Below are 17,216 nucleotides of genomic sequence, written 5' to 3'. Positions count from 1 at the left end.
GCCTAGTGCGCCTCCTGCGCGCAAGAAGAGTGAACGGGCATCAATCGGCGAACTCGGGGGTCTTCTTGCTCATGTGCGCCATCATGGCGGCCTGCAGGTCGGCGGATTGCAGCATCGCGGCGTTCCAGGTGGCGATGTATTCCAGGCCGTCCTCGACGCGGTGGTCGCGGGCGTAGCCGATCATTTCCTTGGTGCCGCGGATGGCGATCGGCGACTTGGCGGCGATCTGCCGGGCCAGCTCCATCACGCCATCGAACAGCGAAGCGTGGTCGGCGTAGACGCTGTTGACCAGACCGATGCGCTGGGCTTCCTCGGCATTGACGTTACGCCCGGTGTAGGCCAGTTCGCGCATGATGCCATCACCGATCAGGCGCGGCAGGCGCTGCAGGGTGCCGACGTCGGCCGCCATGCCCATGTCGATTTCCTTGATGGAGAACTGCGCGTCGGCGCTGCAGTAACGCATGTCGCAAGCGGAGATCAGGTCGATGCCGCCGCCGATGCAGTAGCCCTGGATAGCCGCGAGGACCGGCTTGCTGCACTTGTCCACGGCGTTGAAGGAGCCCTGCAGCTGCAGGATGGTCTTGCGCAGCGCCCGGGCGTTGCGGCCGACATCCTTGCCCAGGTGGCTGGCGGCCTGGGCCAGCAGGGCAAGGTCGATGCCGGCGGAGAAGTGCTTGCCGGCGCCACTGAGGACGACGACACGGACTTCATCCGTTTCATCGGCCCACTGGAAGATATCGATGATTTCCTTCCAGAAGTCGGCGTTCATGGCGTTGAGCTTTTCCGGACGGTTGATCTGCACATGGGCGATCTTGTCCGCCAGCTCGATGCGGAAGACTTTGTATTCTTTCACGGGGATGTCCTCGGGTATGCCCTGCTTCTCGTCTGGGTGCGGCGCAGTGCCGCTGGAGCCCGGGCCAACAGTTCTTATTCGTGCTGGGAATCAGATTTTTGAAATCGCGTCACTATAACAAGGCGAAACTAAAAGTCGATGCCGTGGTCTGTGACGCAGCCCACGGCATCGGGCGGGAACTGGCTCGCAGATCGGCCAGCAAGTGCTTGATCTGGCTGCAACGCCCGGTACGCGACAATCAGTCGCCGGCCGCCATCGGCAAACCCTGGGCGCGATTGCGGTACTGCCGCCAGGTGTACATCGGGATGCCCGCCATGAACACCAGGAAGCCCCAGAAGATCGCCTGTTCGCCGGTGCCATAGAGCGCCCACAACGAATAGAGGAAGCCCAGGCAACCGATGGCCAGCACCTGTGGGCGCGAGCGCGGGGAGAAGGATTCCGGCTTGGTCGCCAGCAGCTGCAGCAACGCCGCGGTGCAGAAGGCGTACGGCACGACACCGGTCATGGTGCCGAGCAGGATGATGACGTTGAACACCTCCACCAGCTCGCCGTGGCCGTCGACCATTACCAATGCCGTCACCAGCAGCCCGGATGAAAGCAGCCCGTTGGCCGGCGCTCCGTTCTTGTTGAGCTTGCCCAGGGACTCGGGGAACAGCCCGTCACGGGCCGGCGCCACCGGAATCTGGCCCTGCAGCAGCACCCAGCCGTTGAGCGCGCCAAGGCAGGCGATCACTGCGCCGCCAGCCACCAGGTAATACCCCCAGGTGCCCAGCAGGATGCGTGCGGCATCGGCGAACGGCGACGTGGATTTGGCCAGCACCTCCGGCGGCATCAGGCCCTGCACGGCAGTGATCGACAGGATGTACACGGCCGCCGCCGCCAGGGTGCCGAACAGCGTGGCGCGGGGAATGGTCTTCTTCGGGTCGCGCACGTCGTCCGCCGGTACCGTTGCCGACTCCAGGCCGATGAACGACCACAGCGTCAGCGCCGCCGTGGTGGCGATGGCCTGGGCGTATCCCATGTTCGGCAACTCACTGGCAGCCGGGATGGTCAGGTAGTCCGGATTGAAATGGAACCAGCCGAGGATGCCCACCAGCAGCAGCGGGATCAGCTTGAGTGCGGTGAGGCAGTTCTGCACGACGGCGAAGGCAGTGATGCCACGCAGGTTGATCAGGGTGCACAGCCAGATGGCGCCGATGGCCGTGGCGACCATCAGCAGCGGGTCGGCCAGCGCCGGAATGAACACCCGCAGGTAGCCCACCAATGTGACGGCAATGGCGGCGTTGCCGATCCACGCGGCTTTCCAGTAGGTCCAGGCGCAGAGATAGCCGGCGAAGCTGCCGAAGCCGTCGCGGGTATAGGCATAGGGGCCGCCCGCGCCGGGATTGAGCCGTGCCAGTCGGGCAAAGGTGAAGGCCAGGATCACCGCCCCGGTGCTCGACACCAGCCAGCCGAACAGGCTGAGCCCGCCGAACGCCGCCAGGCTCGACGGCAGCAGGAACACCCCCGACCCCACCATGTTGCCAACCACCAGCGCAGTGCAGCTCCAGAACCCCATGCTGCCCTTCTTCGCTTCCGCCATCTGCGCTCCTTAGAAGCCCGCAATCCTGTTTCGAGTCATGGCGCCCTGCCTGCCTTTTGAAGGTACGCAGCGGCGATCTGTCCTACAGGGTAGACAGCGCCGGGCAAAGGAGGAAACCGTTTTGCAGGACGAGACCGCGCGATTCGAGCGATTTCGCCCCGCGCGGTCAATGTCACTGCAGAAATTCCGCCGCTCAGGCGGACCCGAACTGGCGGATACCGATCTCGTACATCTGCTCGAATTGCTGCGAAGGCATCGGCTTGGCGAACAGGTAGCCCTGCCCTTCGGTACAGCGTTCGGCGCGCAAACGGTCGCGTTGGGCGGAGGTTTCGATACCCTCGGCGATGGTTTCCAGGTCGAAGCTGCGGGCCATGTCGAGGATCGCGCGGATCACCGAAAGATCCTGCTGGGTCTCCAGCATGCCGATGACAAAGGTGCGGTCGATCTTGATGCGGCTCAGCGGATAGGTCTTGAGCAGGCTGAGCGAGGCGTAGCCAGTGCCGAAATCGTCGAAGGCGATGCCTACCCCGTAGGAACGCAGGGTCTGCAGCGTACTGAGCACCGTGTCGTCATGATTGAGTACGATGTTCTCGGTGATCTCCAGCTCCAGCGCCTCCGCCGGCAAACCATGGCGTTCGAGAGCTTCCAGGACTTGTGTGACCAGGTTGCCCATGCGGAACTGCGCGCCGAACAGGTTGACGCCCATGCGCAGGTCAGGCGCACCGTTGCGCCGCCAGTAGGCCGCCTGGGCGCAGGCTTCATCCAGTATCCAGGCTCCGACTATGGCCGCCAGCGGCCCGCCTTCCAGCGACGGCAGGAACGCCGCCGGCGACAGCAGGCCGCGCTGCGGGTGCTGCCAGCGGATCAACGCCTCGACGCCGCGCAGGGAGCCGTCGCGCAGGCTCACCTGGGGCTGGTAGAACAGCAGGAATTCGCCATTGGCCACCGCACGGTGCAGTTCCATGCCATAGAGGTGGCGCGCCGCCGCCTCCATCTTCAGCGCGGGGACGAACACGAAGGCATGGCTGCGCCCGCTGATCTTGGCCTTGAACAGGGCCAGATCGGCGTCACCGACCAGCTCCAGCGCTTCCTGGGCATGCAACGGCGCCAGCGCTACACCACAACTGGCGGCGACCCGCACCTCGTGGGCATCAATGACGATGGGCTCGGCAATGCTGGCGATCACCGCCTGGGCGAAGCGCATGGCGTGTTCGGGCGAAAGCAGGTTCGGCTCGAGGATGGCGAATTCGTCGCCGCCGATCCGTGCCACCGTGGCGCCAGCGGTCGCCAGCCGGTCGAGCCGCGCGGCAACCTGCCGGAGAATGCCGTCGCCCACGGCGTGGCCGAGGGAGTCGTTGACGTCCTTGAAACCGTCCAGGTCGATCATCAGCACGGCCGCCGGCCGCGACTGCACCAGTACTTCCTCGGTGCTGCGATAGAACTGGCCACGGTTGGCCAACCCGGTGAGCACATCGACGCTGGCCAGCTGGCGCAGCGCTTCCTCTTCCTGCTGGCGAGAAGTGAGGTCCTTGAGCACGGCCTCGAACTTGAGCTTGCCCCGCTCGGACCAACTGAACAGGGTCAGGCCGAGGGAAAGCTCGGAGCCGTCCTTGCGCAGCCCGGTAATCTCCCCTGGCACGCTCATGCCGTCCAGGGACGTGGCGTCACTGGCGCTGCTGATCAGCGAGCGGAAGGACTGGCGACTGCGCTCGGGCAACAGCAGCTCGAAGGCCTGCCCGCAGCCTTCGACCAAGTCGTAGCCGAACAGATTGGCGGCGGCTTCGTTCCAGGCGACGATCTCGCCCCAGCAATCGAACCACACCACTGGCGTCGGCGAAGTACCGGCGTACTCTTCGAACAGTGGCCGGGTGCGTGCCGAGGCCACCTCGATGCGCCGCAGCTCCAGGCGATCGGCAGCCATTCGCGCCAGCTCCTTGAGACGTTCGCAGTCGTCGCCGGAGAAGTCCTCGTGTGGCTGGCTATCGATGATGCACAGCGCACCCAGCGGCTGCCCCTCGACCGACAGCAGCGGCACCCCTGCATAGAAGCGCACGCCATTGGGCGCAGTCACCAGTGGATTGTCATGGAAACGCTCGTCGCGGCTGGCGTCGCCCACCACCATCACCTGTTCCTGGGTAATGGCATGGGCACAGAAGGACACGTCACGTCCCATGTCCACTTCACCGACACCTGTCGCGGCAGCGAAGAACACATGGTCACTGCCGATCATGTTCACCGCGGCAACCGGCATGCCGAACATGCGTACGGCAATCTGCACCACCGGGTCCAGGCTCGGCAGCATGCTTTCGTCGTCGAAACCGTAATCGGAGAGCGCCGTCAGGCGCTCGCTTTCGTTCGGCAACGTCACGGGACAGCGCATGGGGGAAACCTCCTTTTTCCTCGTATCTCCCTTTACCGATCCGCTCAAGGATAGTAGCACTTTGGAAATTCAGGGCCGGCCCCCACCCTGCGGGGGCCGGACGGTCACTTGCAACACTCCACGGTATAACGCCGCTCGCCGTCTACCTCGCGCACCTGCAGGCCATGGACGTCCGAATCGAAGCCGGGAAAGTTGCGCTCGAAACTCTGGGCGAAGGCCAGGTAATCGAGTATGGAGCGGGTGGATTCGGTGAACCGTTCGCCCGGCATGATCAGCGGGATTCCTGGCGGATATGGCACCAGCATCACCGCGGCAACGCGCCCTTCCAACCGATCGATAGGCACCGCCTCGACCTCTCCGCGCACCAGCTGTGCGTATGCGTCGGCCGGGCGTATGGCGATCTCCGGGAGCACCGTGTACATGCGCTTCATCGCCTTGGCCGTGGCGTGGTCGCGATAACAGCGATGCAGCTCATCGCACAGGTCGCGCAGGCCCATGCCGGCATACCGCGCGCCGCCGGCCTGGGCGACGCTGGGCAGGGCGTCCGCCAGCGGCTGGTTGGCATCGTAGCTGCGCTTGAACTCCAGCAACTCGGTGACCAGCGTGCTCCACTTGCCCTTGGTCACACCCATGGAAAACAGTACGAGGAAGGAGTACAGCCCGGTCTTCTCCACCACCAGCCCGCGCTCCCAGAGAAAGCGGCTGACTACCGCGGCGGGAATTCCCCGCGAATCCAGACGACCGCCAGCGGTCAGGCCCGGCGTAGCCAGGGTCACCTTGATCGGGTCGAGCAGGACATAGTCTTCCACTGCGTCGCCGAAACCGTGCCAGTCGGCATTGGGCTCCAGCACCCAGTCGCGGGTTTTCACCTCGTCGGTCCCCTCAACGCCCGGCGGCTGCCAGACGCAGAACCACCAGTCGTCCTCGGCGAGGTTCTGCTGCACGTTGGCCAGCGCCCGACGGAAGCTCAGCGCCTCGTCGAAAGTCTCCTGGATCAGCGAGCGCCCCGCCGGGCCCTCCATCATCGCCGAGGCCACGTCCAGCGAGGCGATGATGCCGTACTGCGGCGAAGTGGAGATGTGCATCATGAAGGCTTCGTTGAAGCGCGCCTGCTCGAAGCGCCGGGAGCCTGCGTCCTGCACGTGGATCATCGAGGCCTGGCTGAACGCCGCGAGCATCTTGTGCGTGGAGTGCGTGGTGAACACCAGCGGGCCGCTGTCATCGCGGCGGGTACCCATGCCGTAGCGGCCGCGGTAGAACTCATGGAACGCCGCATAGGCGTACCAGGCTTCGTCGAAATGCAGTACCTCGACGCTGTCGCCCAGGGCCTGCTTGATCATCTGCGCGTTGTAGCAGAGGCCGTCGTAGGTCGAATTGGTCACCACCGCCAGCCGCACCTTGGGCTCGCGGCCACGCGCCAGCGGGCTGGCCTCGATCTTCGCGGCGATGGACTCGCGGCTGAACTCCGAGAGCGGAATCGGCCCGATGATGCCCAGCTCATTGCGCTCCGGCGTCAGGTACAGCGGGATGGCACCGGTCATGATGATCGAATGGAGGATCGACTTGTGGCAGTTGCGGTCCACCAGCACCAGGTCGTCGCGGCAGACCATCGAATGCCAGACGATCTTGTTCGCCGTGGAGGTGCCATTGATCACGAAGAACGTGTGGTCGGCGCCGAAATTGCGCGCGGCGCGGGCCTCCGCCTCGGCCAGCGGACCGGTGTGATCGAGCAGCGAGCCCAGCTCGGGGACCGAGACGGAGAGGTCCGAACGCAGGGTGTTCTCCCCGAAGAACTGGTGGAAAGCCTGCCCCACCGGGCTCTTGCGATAGGCCACGCCGCCGCCATGGCCTGGCGTATGCCAGGAGTAGTTGGACTGCGCGGTGTGCTCCACCAGCGCACGGAAGAACGGCGGCAACAGGCCTTCAAGGTATTTGCGCGCGGCACGGCTGACCTGGCGCGCGAGAAACGGCACGGTGTCTTCGAACAGGTAGAGGATGCCGCGCAACTGGTGCAGGTCGGCCATGGACTCGGCCGGCGCGTTCTCGATAGTCATCTGCTCGCCCAGGGCGAAGATCGGCAGCTGCGGCGCGCGCACCCGCGCCATGCGGATCAGCTCGACCACATCCTGCAGCAGGCGCTGGTTCTCCCCCGCCCCCTCGGCGGCGACCAGGATGCAGGCAAGGCCATGGTGGGTCGAGGCGACGATACGCCCCTCGGCGGAGCTGGCGGTGGAGAGAATACTGAAGCCGTCCTGCTCCAGTTCCCGTGCGATATCCCTCACCCGGTCGCCGGCCACGGTATCGGCCTTGATGTCGCGGTGAACGATGAGGATGGGGAATTTTAGGTCTTTATACATTGTGAACCCCTGAAAAGACGTACGACTGGCGTCGATCCTCTTCAGAGTATGGACTCACGGAATGTAGGGGAATGCGCTGGACTGACGGCTGTACGAAAACGTCGCGTGGCTGACAGGAAAGGATCGTTCCGACCTGAACCAGCCCTACCCATGGCGAGCGCTCTGGCTCTGGCTCTTGACGACTTCCAGAGAAACACCCGCGCGCTCCGAACCGCCCCTTTCAGGAGGCCTCGTTGAATTGGAGTTTCAGGGGGGGGGAGCGGCATGGATGCCGCGAGAGCTGCGATGGGCCAAGGATGGCCCTTCGCGGCGTGCCCCTGAAACTGCGATTCAACGAGGGAATTTTTCGCCTAAGCGAAAAACCGGATGGAGGGGCAAGACCTTTGCCTCCTTTGGGTGGGGCGGCCATCCGTCGTTTGCCAAAGGAGGTCGCCCGAGGGGGCGAAACAAGAAGTTCGCGCTCACGCCGAAGCGGCGCAGAACACCTAAACCCGAAGCATCGCGGACGGAGTCCGCTCCTACGAAAAACAAAAAGCCCCTGACAGGGGCCTTTTCCTCAGGCAGCGCGAAGGATCACTCCTTCGGTGCTTCCATCTGCGCCCACAGCGACGGGCCGCCAGCGGATTTCTCGATCACCGCCAGGCGCGCAATATGCGCCTCGATCTCCGCATCGGTGGCGCGGATCACTCGCGTCAGCCCACGCTCGGCTGCCAGGCGACGGATCGCCGACGCCGTGGCGCGGCCGCTGCCGTCACCTTCGGCGCCATTGCCGGCCAGCGACAGGCTGGTCTGGCCACCGGTCATCGCCAGGTAGACGTCGGCAAGAATCTCGGCGTCGAGCAATGCGCCGTGGAGATCACGACCGGAGTTGTCGACGCCATAGCGCTTGCACAGGGCATCGAGGTTGTTGCGCTGGCCCGGATGGCGCTCGCGGGCCATCAGCAGGGTATCGAGGATGCCGCAGTAATCGGCGACGTCCGCGCGCTCGGTCTGCCCCAGCAAGGCGAACTCGTTGTTGATGAAGCCAACGTCGAACGCCGCGTTGTGGATGATCAGTTGAGCACCCTTGATGAACTCGAAGAAGTCATCCGCCACCTCGCGGAAGCGCGGCATGTCCTTGACGTATTCGTTGGTGATGCCGTGGACGGCGATCGCGCCTTCGTCGATCTCGCGGTCGGGCTGCAGGTAGACGTGGAAATGCCGGCCGGTGAGGCGACGGCCTTCGAGTTCGACGCAACCGATCTCGATGATCCGGTGGCCGTCGGTGACCGGCATACCGGTCGTTTCAGTATCGAGTACGACGCTGCGCATTCTGTGTGAAACCTTCTTGCGGTTGATTCGCCCGGGCTGAGCCGGACGAGCTTTATGCTGATAACTGGGCGCTTAGCGCGGCAGTTCGCTCACGCCACGGTTGGCGAGCATGTCGGCGCGCTCGTTGCCGGGGTGGCCGGTGTGGCCGCGGACCCAGCGCCATTCGACAGTATGCCGGTTCACCTGCTCGTCCAGCGCCTGCCACAGGTCGGCATTCTTCACCGGCTGCTTGGCGGCGGTCTTCCAGCCGCGCTTCTTCCAGTTGACCATCCACTCGGTGATGCCCTGCATGACGTACTGCGAGTCGGTGACGATACGCACGTCGCAATGCCGCTTGAGCGCGGCCAGGGCCATGATGGCGGCCATCAGTTCCATGCGGTTGTTGGTGGTTTCGGCCTCGCCGCCCCACAGTTCGCGCTCGGCGCCCTTGTAGAACAGCACGGCGCCCCAGCCACCCGGACCCGGGTTGCCCTTGCAGGCGCCGTCGGTATAGATCTCGACTTTCTCTTCGCTCATTCGGCTCGCTTTCAGGACTCGGAATCGCGGCGACTGACCTTGGCCACCGGCAGCGGCACCAGTTGGCCGCGCGGCTCGCGACGGGGTTGACGCAGCGGTCGCAGACCGACCACCAGCTTGCGCGCCACCAATAGATAGAAGCCGGCGCCGGAGCCCTGCAGGACGGGGCCCCAGGTCTCCATGCGGGCCAGACGGCCCTGCCATTTCGCCGATGCAAGCGGCGGACGATAACACCCGAAGCGGCGTTTCTCCAGCGCGAAGCCCAGCAGGTTGAGCCAGTCGCAGACCCGGTTCGGCGAGATGCAGCGCGCGCGGCGCAAGGCGTCGCGGGCGAAGAAGTGGCGGATGCCCCAGGCGCTCCGGGGATTCACCCCGACCACCAGCAGGTGCCCGCCCGGCCGCACGCTGCGCGCAGCTTCGCGCAGCAGGCGATGCGGCGACAGGCAGAAATCCAGGCCGTGCTGCAGCAGTACCACGTCGGCAGCATGCTCGCCCAGCGGCCAGGCCGCCTCGTCACAGGCGATCTCGACGCCCGGCAGTGGCGGCCCGAGGCGCACCCCGCGTTGGATGTTGCCGACACTTGCCGGCAGCTCCGCATGCGGCCCGTAATGCACCAGGTAGCCACCGAAATAGCGCTCCAGCTCGTCGATCAGCAGCCGCTGTTCCTCGGCGAGCATCATTCCGCCGATCGGCCCGGACAACCAATGGCGGGCCTGGTCGATCAGCTCCAGCCAGTCGGCATCGGCCTGGGCGAAGGGTTCTTCGATCATCACTACCCCCTGTGGGAGAGCGCGACACAAAAGTGTGTATCCGCACTACTATGCGCCAATGCCCACTACTTGGCGACTTTCCACCCATGATACAGATAGACGCTCTGCCCGCCTTTTCCGATAACTACCTCTGGCTGTTGCAGGATGTGACCCGCCGTGAATGCGCGGTGGTCGATCCGGGTGACGCCGCACCGGTCGAGCAATGGCTGCAGGCCCATCCCGGCTGGAAGCTGACCGACATCCTCGTTACCCACCACCACGCCGATCACGTGGGCGGCGTCGCCCGCCTCAAGGCCGCAACCGGTGCCCGCGTGCAGGGCCCGGCCGGCGAAAAGATTCCAGCACGTGATGTGGCCCTGGAAGACGGCGACCGCGTCGAGGTGCTGGGCCTGGACTTCGAGGTCATCCACGTTCCCGGCCATACCCTCGGCCATATCGCCTACTTCGGCGAAAACCACGGGCAGCCGCTGCTGTTCTGCGGCGACACGCTGTTCGCCGGCGGCTGCGGCCGCCTGTTCGAAGGCACGCCGGCGCAAATGCATGCCTCGCTGAGCCGGCTCTCCGCACTGCCCGCTCCTACCGCCGTGTACTGTGCCCACGAATACACGCTGAGCAACTTGCGCTTTGCTTGCGCGGTCGAACCGGAGAATCCCGAAGTCCTGGCGCGTTTCGACAGCGTCAGCCGCTGGCGCGAACAGGGGAGGATCAGCCTTCCTTCTTCCATTGCCCTGGAACGAGCGACGAATCCTTTCCTTCGCGTGTCGGAAACATCCGTTAAGAAAATGGCCGACGAGCGGAGCGGCCAGCAAATCCGCACGCCGGAAGAGGTCTTTGCGACCATTCGCCGCTGGAAGGACCAGTTCTGAGGCCTGGCGAAATCTTGACCAGGGCAGGCTCGGTTTCTAGAATCGCCGAAATTTTTGCCCCGGACAAAGTCATCAGCCAATGCCGCCCAAGAGCAGAAACACCTCCGATCTAGACGCATTGGCACGAGCCATCCGAGTCTCCATTGTCCTTCTCGCGGCAGGCCTGGCGGGCTGTCAGTCGACCAGCCAGGTAGCCAGCAACGGTCCGACGCGCAGCGTCTCCCGCGCTGTCGACGTGCAGTTCAATCCAGCCTGGAACCAGGCCCAGAACGATATCTGGGACCGCATGCGTGGCGGCTTCCAACTGCAGGACCAGCTCAATACCAATCCGCGTATCGAGCGCCAGCGCCTGTGGTTCATGAGCAACCAGTCGTTCCTGGAAAACGCCAGCGAGCGTGGCGCACCGTACATGCACTACGTCGTCGAGCGCCTGGAAGAGCGCGACATGCCGCTGGAACTGGCGCTGTTGCCGATGATCGAGAGCTCGTACAACCCGATGGCCGTGTCGCGCGCCCAGGCCGTGGGCCTGTGGCAGTTCATCCCGAGCACCGGCACGCACTTCAACCTGCGCCAGACCAACTTCTATGACGGTCGTCGCGATATCACCGCGTCAACCAACGCAGCGCTGACCTACCTGACCCGCCTGCACGACATGTTCAATGGCGACTGGCTGCTCGCGCTGGCTGCCTACAATGCCGGCGAAGGCACTGTCAGCCGCGCGATCGAACGCAACGAACGCCTCGGCCTGCCCACCGACTACTGGAACCTGCCGCTGCCGCAGGAGACCCAGGACTACGTACCCAAGCTCCTGGCGCTGTCGCAACTGGTGAATGCTCCGACCATCTACGGCATCAACCTCAGCCCGATCGCCAACCAGCCCTACTTCACCTCGATCCGCGTCAAGCCGGGCCTGGATCTCTCCCAGGTTGCCGCTGCGGGGGACCTGGACCAGGACGAACTGCAGCAGCTCAACCCCGCGTTCAAGCGTGGTGTGACCCTGGATGGCCCGCATCACCTGCTGGTGCCCCTGTCCAAGGCCGACTCCCTCAAGGCCGGCGTCGCGAACCTGGAGCCGGTACAGGTAAAACCCCTGGTCGCGTCGAGCAATGGCCGCTATCGCGTACGCAAGGGCGACAGCCTGCACAGCATCGCCCAGCGCTACCGCCTGAGCGTGGCCGAGCTCAAGGCCGCCAACCGCCTGAGCGCCAACCGCCTGCGCAATGGCCAGACCCTGATCATCCCCGGCCAGCCCGGCCGTCCGACCATCGAGCCGGAGAGCCCGCGTCAACTGGCCCAGGTGGAAAGTTCGAAAACCATCGCCAGCGCCCGCGTCGCGACTCGCAGCTACACCGTGAAGAATGGCGACACGCTGTGGAACATCGCCAAGAAGAACGGCGTCGAGGTCGCCGACCTCAAGCGCTGGAACGGCCTGGACAACCACGGCGTCAAGCCCGGCCAGACCCTCAAGCTGCAAAGCGCAGCAGCCACCCAACTGGCCTCCAGCAGCAAGAGCAAGTCCAAGCAGGACACCGCGACCTACTACAAGGTCAAGCAAGGCGATTCGATGTACCTGATCGCCAAGCGCTTCAACGTCGAGATGCAGCACATCAAGCGTTGGAACCCGCGCAGCGGCAAGGCCCTGAAGCCTGGCCAGACCATTACCCTGTACCTCGATACCGCCAGCCGCTGAGTTTTACCTTGCGCCGGGGCGCAAAGCCCCGGCCGCATGACTTCTGGCCGCAGGGACAAGCTGCTACTGTACGACGCTAACCCCTCCAGCCAGCCGGGATCGGATCCTACGCCTGATGCGTCGCTTGTCTCTCCTGCTCCTGGGACTCTTCCTGGGCCTCCCCGCCTCCGCCCAGATCACCGAGAGCCACGGCTACGCCCAGTTCGGCGACCTCAAGTACCCGTCCAGCTTCGACCACTTCGACTGGGTCAACCCCAAGGCCCCCAAGGGCGGCCTGCTGCGGCTGATGGGCATGGGCACCTTCGACACCCTCAACCCCTATACCTTCAAGGGCAGCCCGCCGATCAGCACCGCGGACTTCCTGCAGTACGGCGTCAGCGAGCTGAACGAGCCGCTGATGGTCGGCACCGGCCTGTACGACCCTTCCGGAGACGAACCAGCCTCCAGCTACGGCCTGATCGCGCGCAGCGTGGAGTACGCCGAGGACCGCAGCTGGGTGGTATTCAACCTGCGCCCGGAAGCACGCTTCCATGATGGCAGGCCGATCACCGCCTATGACGTCGCCTTCTCCTATCGCACGCTGCTGCACCATGGGCATCCGATGTACCGCACCAACCTGCAGGAAGTGCAGCGGGTCGACATCCTCTCGCCGCAGAGCATTCGCTTCGTCTTCAAGCGCCACGACAACCCACTGCTGATCCTGCGCCTGGGCGAGATGCCGGTGCTGCCACAACACTATTGGAAGGGCCGTGACTTCCAGGCCACCACCTTCGAACCGCCCCTGGGCAGCGGCCCGTACCGCATCACCGAAGTAGTACCGGGGCGCCGCCTGGTGTTCGAGCGGGTCAGGGACTGGTGGGGCAAGGACCTGCCAGTGAATCGCGGCAAGTACAATTTCGACCGCGTCGAGGTGGACTTCTACCGCGACGCCGGTATCGCCTTCGAGGCCTTCAAGGCCGGCGAGTTCGACATCTACATCGAGCACCAGGCGAAGAACTGGCGCAGCAACTATCGCTTCCCGGCCGTTCGCCGCGGCGACGTGGTGAAGGTGGAAGTCCCCCACCAGATCCCCACCCAGACCCAGGCGCTGTTCCTCAACACCCGCCGAGCGACCTTCGCCGATCGCCGCCTGCGCGAGGCGCTGGGGATGATGTTCGACTTCGAGTGGACCAATCGTGCGCTGTTCAACGATGCCTACGTGCGCGCCAGCAGCTATTACCCCAACAGCACCCTTGCGGCCACCGGCGTACCACAGGGCCAGGAGTGGCTGCTGCTCTCGCCGTATCGTTCACAGCTGCCCGAAGCGCTGTTCAAGCGCCCCTTCACCGTCCCGGTGACCAAGGGCGTCGGCATCCCGCGGGAAACCCTGCGCCACGCTTTGGGTCTATTGGCCGACGCCGGCTGGAAGCTCTCAGGCGACCGCCTGCTGGACGCCAACGGCAAGCAACTGCGCTTCGAGATTCTGCTGGTCAACCCCAGCCTGGAACGTATTCTCCAGCCGTACCGCGAGAACCTCGCCAGCATCGGTATCGATGCGAGCTTGCGCACCGTGGACCGGGCCCAGTACAAACAGCGTCTGGACCAGTTCGACTACGACATGATTCTGATGACCCTGCCCCAGACCCTGAGCCCCGGCCTCGAACAATGGCAGTACTTCCACTCCAGCCAGGTGGCGGTGAAGGGCAGCAAGAACTACGCGGGCATCGCCAACCCAGTGGTCGACGCGATGCTCGAGAAACTCCTCGGCGCCACCAACCGCGACCAGCAGGAAGCAGCGGCACGCGCCCTGGACCGGGTACTGCTGTGGCAGCACTACAGCATTCCCAACTGGTACCTGAACAAACACCGGCTGGCGTACCGTAACCGCTTCGCCTTCGTCACCACGCCGCCCTATACGCTGGGTCTGCGTGCGTGGTGGCAAAAAGACCAGGAGAAAACCCTATGAAAAGCCCCCGCCGTGCCGCGCTCTGCGCCGGCCTGCTGCTGGGACTGCTGGGCAGTGCGCAGGCCGCGCCGCAGCACGCCATCACCCTGTATGACGAAGCGCCGAAGTACCCGGCAAACTTCAAGCACTTCGACTTCGTCAATCCTGATGCGCCCAAGGGCGGCACACTGCGCCTCTCCGACTTCGGCGGTTTCGACAGCCTCAACCCCTTCATCGCCAAGGGCAACTCCGCCCCGCAGATCAACCTGATCTACGACACACTCACCTTCCACTCCCTCGACGAGCCCTTCACCGAATACGGCCTGCTCGCCGAGAAGATCGAGAAGGACCCGGAGCATCGCTTCGTCCGCTACTACCTGCGCCCCGAGGCGCGCTTCCAGGACGGTACGCCGGTCACCGCCGAAGACGTGGTGTTCACCTTCGAGACGCTGATGAAGGACGGCGACCCGATGTACCGCAACTACTACGCGGACGTCGACAAGGTGGTGGCCGAGGACAAGCTGCGCGTGCGCTTCGACTTCAAGCACGGCGACAACCGCGAGTTGCCGCTGATCCTTGGCCAGCTGTCGATCCTGCCCAAGCACTGGTGGGCCAGCCGCGACTTCAACAAGACCAACATGGAGCCGCCGCTGGGCAGCGGCCCTTACCGTATCGCCAAGGTCGAGGCGGGACGCTCGATCCGCTACGAGAAGGTCAAGGACTGGTGGGGCGACAAGCTGCCGGTGAACCGCGGCTTCAACAACTTCGACGCGGTGGTGGTGGAGTCCTACCGAGACCTGACCGTCGCCCTGGAAGCCTTCAAGGCCGGGCAGTTCGACTTCAACGACGAGCGCATCGCAAAGAACTGGGCGACTGCCTACGACTCGCCTGCCGTGCGCGACGGCCGCATCGTCCGCGAGGAACCGGTGAACGGTAACCCGTGGGGCATGCAGGCCTACGCCTTCAACATCCGCCGCCCGGTGTTCCAGGACCCGCGCGTGCGCGAAGCGATCACCAACCTGTTCGACTTCGAGTGGACCAACAAGCAGTTGTTCTTCGGCTCCTACCTGCGCGACGGCAGCTACTTCGAGAACTCGGAGATGGCTGCCAAGGAGCTGCCTGATGCCGAGGAGCTGAAGATTCTCGAGCCGCTGCGCGACAAGCTGCCGCCGCAGGTCTTCACCCAGGTCTACGTGCCGCCCACCAGCGACGGCAGCGGCATCATCCGCGAGCAGAAGCGCAAGGCCTACCAGCTGCTGCTGGAGGCCGGCTACAAGATCGAGAACGACAAGATGGTCGGCCCTGACGGCAAGCAGCTGAGCTTCGAGTTCATGCTCGCCCAGGCCGACTTCGAGCGCGTGCTGCTGCCCTTCAAGCGCAACCTTGCCGAGCTGGGCATCGACATGCAGCTGCGCCGCGTCGATGTCTCGCAATACATCAACCGCCTGCGCTCGCGGGACTACGACATGATCGTCAGCAGCTGGCCGCAATCCAGCTCGCCGGGCAATGAGCAGCGCGAGTTCTGGCACTCCAGCAGCGCCGATAAGCCCGGCAGCCGCAACTTCATCGGCTTGCGCGACCCGGGCATCGACGCCCTGGTGGACGGCCTGATCAACGCCGGCTCCCGCGAAAGCCTGGTGCGCCACGCCCGCGCACTCGACCGTGCGCTGCTCTGGGGCCACTACGTGGTGCCCAACTGGTACCTCGGCAACTGGCGCATCGCCTACTGGAACCGCATCGCCCACCCGGAAAAGCTGCCGCCCTACAGCTACGCCCTGCAAACCTGGTGGCAGGCCCGCGACAAGGCCATCCCCACCAGGACGGATGCCAAGGCCGCGAACGCCTCCCCCGCTGACGGTACCGTCGCCCAAGGGGCCGAGTGATGCTGGCCTACATCCTGCGGCGCCTGCTGCTGATCATCCCCACCCTGTTCGGCATTCTGCTGATCAACTTCATCATCATCCAGGCCGCCCCCGGCGGCCCGGTGGAACAGATGATCGCCAAGCTGGAAGGTTTCGATGCCGCCAGCGGCGGCGCCACCGGGCGCATCTCCGGCGGCGGCGGTGAAGTCGCCTCCGCTGGCACGCACTACCGCGGCGCCCAGGGCCTGGACCCGGAGCTGGTGAAAGAAATCGAGAAGATGTACGGCTTCGACAAGCCGGCGCCCGAACGCTTCTGGATCATGCTGAAGAACTACGTGCACCTGGACTTCGGCCAGAGCTTCTTCCGCGACGCCAAGGTCACCGACCTGATCGTCGAGAAGCTGCCGGTCTCCATCTCCCTGGGGCTGTGGAGCACGCTGATCATGTACCTGGTGTCGATCCCGCTTGGCATCGCCAAGGCGGTGCGCCACGGCAGCCATTTCGACGTCTGGACCAGCTCGGCGATCATCGTCGGCTACGCCATCCCCGCTTTCCTCTTCGCCATCCTGCTGGTGGTGCTGTTCGCCGGCGGCAGCTACTGGGACTGGTTCCCGTTACGGGGGCTGACCTCCAACAACTTCGACGAACTGACCTGGGCCGGCAAGGTCCGCGACTACTTCTGGCACCTAGCGCTGCCGATCACCGCCCTGGTGATCGGCAACTTCGCCACCATCACCCTGCTGACCAAGAACAGCTTCCTCGACGAAATCGGCAAGCAGTACGTGGTCACCGCCCGCGCCAAAGGCCTGACCGAACGCCGCGTGCTCTACGGCCACGTGTTCCGCAACGCCATGCTGCTGATCATCGCCGGCCTGCCCTCGGCCCTGCTGGGCATCTTCTTCACCGGCTCGCTGCTGATCGAGGTGATCTTCTCCCTCGACGGCCTGGGCCTGCTCAGCTTCGAGGCGGCGCTGAACCGCGACTACCCGGTAGTGTTCGGCACGCTGTTCATCTTCACCCTGTTCGGCCTGATCATGAAGCTGGTCAGCGACGTCCTCTACACGCTGGTCGATCCGCGCATCGACTTCGAGAACCGGGAGTAATC

12 protein-coding genes are annotated in these 17,216 nt (G+C 64.7%); 5 read left to right on the top strand and 7 right to left on the bottom strand.

What is annotated here, in order from left to right; genetic code table 11:
- Positions 1-40 precede the first annotated feature (40 nt).
- From L6D89_RS11475 to L6D89_RS11445, 7 genes are all read right to left on the bottom strand, one after another.
- Positions 41-853 (bottom strand): crotonase/enoyl-CoA hydratase family protein, encoded by an 813-nt coding sequence (locus L6D89_RS11475; RefSeq protein WP_236199757.1) that lies wholly within the window; start codon positions 851-853, stop codon positions 41-43.
- Positions 854-1,091: 238 nt separating this feature from the next.
- Positions 1,092-2,435: an amino acid permease gene (locus L6D89_RS11470; RefSeq protein ID WP_236175155.1), complete on the bottom strand. Its 1,344-nt coding sequence runs from the start codon at positions 2,433-2,435 to the stop codon at positions 1,092-1,094.
- A gap of 193 nt (positions 2,436-2,628) precedes the next feature.
- Entirely contained in the window at positions 2,629-4,815 is a 2,187-nt protein-coding gene (locus L6D89_RS11465; RefSeq protein ID WP_236175156.1) for a putative bifunctional diguanylate cyclase/phosphodiesterase, read from the bottom strand.
- A 104-nt stretch (positions 4,816-4,919) separates the two neighbouring features.
- Complete coding sequence (locus tag L6D89_RS11460; RefSeq protein WP_236175157.1) at positions 4,920-7,172, bottom strand: Orn/Lys/Arg family decarboxylase; 2,253 nt, start codon at positions 7,170-7,172, stop codon at positions 4,920-4,922.
- A 573-nt stretch (positions 7,173-7,745) separates the two neighbouring features.
- Positions 7,746-8,483 carry a DNA polymerase III subunit epsilon gene (gene dnaQ / locus L6D89_RS11455; protein ID WP_236199756.1) on the bottom strand — a complete coding sequence of 246 codons (738 nt, stop codon included), beginning with the start codon at positions 8,481-8,483 and terminating at the stop codon, positions 7,746-7,748.
- A 72-nt stretch (positions 8,484-8,555) separates the two neighbouring features.
- On the bottom strand, positions 8,556-8,999 hold the full coding sequence (gene rnhA / locus L6D89_RS11450; RefSeq protein WP_024763291.1) for a ribonuclease HI: 444 nt from the start codon (positions 8,997-8,999) through the stop codon (positions 8,556-8,558).
- Positions 9,000-9,010: 11 nt separating this feature from the next.
- Positions 9,011-9,766 carry a class I SAM-dependent methyltransferase gene (locus L6D89_RS11445; RefSeq protein ID WP_236175196.1) on the bottom strand — a complete coding sequence of 252 codons (756 nt, stop codon included), beginning with the start codon at positions 9,764-9,766 and terminating at the stop codon, positions 9,011-9,013.
- Positions 9,767-9,855: 89 nt separating this feature from the next.
- Here L6D89_RS11445 and gloB point away from each other — a divergent pair, with 89 nt between their 5' ends.
- From gloB to L6D89_RS11420, 5 genes are all read left to right on the top strand, one after another.
- Positions 9,856-10,635, top strand: a complete 780-nt coding sequence (gene gloB, locus L6D89_RS11440) for a hydroxyacylglutathione hydrolase (RefSeq protein WP_236199996.1) — start codon at positions 9,856-9,858, stop codon at positions 10,633-10,635.
- A 79-nt stretch (positions 10,636-10,714) separates the two neighbouring features.
- Positions 10,715-12,325 (top strand): LysM peptidoglycan-binding domain-containing protein, encoded by a 1,611-nt coding sequence (locus L6D89_RS11435; protein WP_236199755.1) that lies wholly within the window; start codon positions 10,715-10,717, stop codon positions 12,323-12,325.
- 115 nt (positions 12,326-12,440) lie between these two features.
- Positions 12,441-14,270, top strand: coding sequence for an extracellular solute-binding protein (locus tag L6D89_RS11430; RefSeq protein WP_236199754.1), 1,830 nt, complete (start codon positions 12,441-12,443; stop codon positions 14,268-14,270).
- A complete protein-coding gene (locus tag L6D89_RS11425; protein WP_236199753.1) occupies positions 14,267-16,132 on the top strand; it encodes an extracellular solute-binding protein in 1,866 nt (621 codons plus the stop codon). Before L6D89_RS11430 ends, L6D89_RS11425 begins: the two co-directional genes overlap by 4 nt.
- The gene (locus tag L6D89_RS11420) at positions 16,132-17,214 is read left to right on the top strand and encodes a microcin C ABC transporter permease YejB (protein WP_236199752.1); all 1,083 of its coding nucleotides are present in this window, start codon (positions 16,132-16,134) and stop codon (positions 17,212-17,214) included. The genes L6D89_RS11425 and L6D89_RS11420 overlap by 1 nt, the downstream gene beginning before the upstream one ends.
- Positions 17,215-17,216 lie beyond the last annotated feature (2 nt).

Origin of the sequence: Pseudomonas pseudonitroreducens (assembly GCF_021603645.1) — a bacterium.
Taxonomy (GTDB): domain Bacteria; phylum Pseudomonadota; class Gammaproteobacteria; order Pseudomonadales; family Pseudomonadaceae; genus Pseudomonas; species Pseudomonas pseudonitroreducens.
This window is presented reverse-complemented; position numbering and strand designations above follow the sequence as displayed.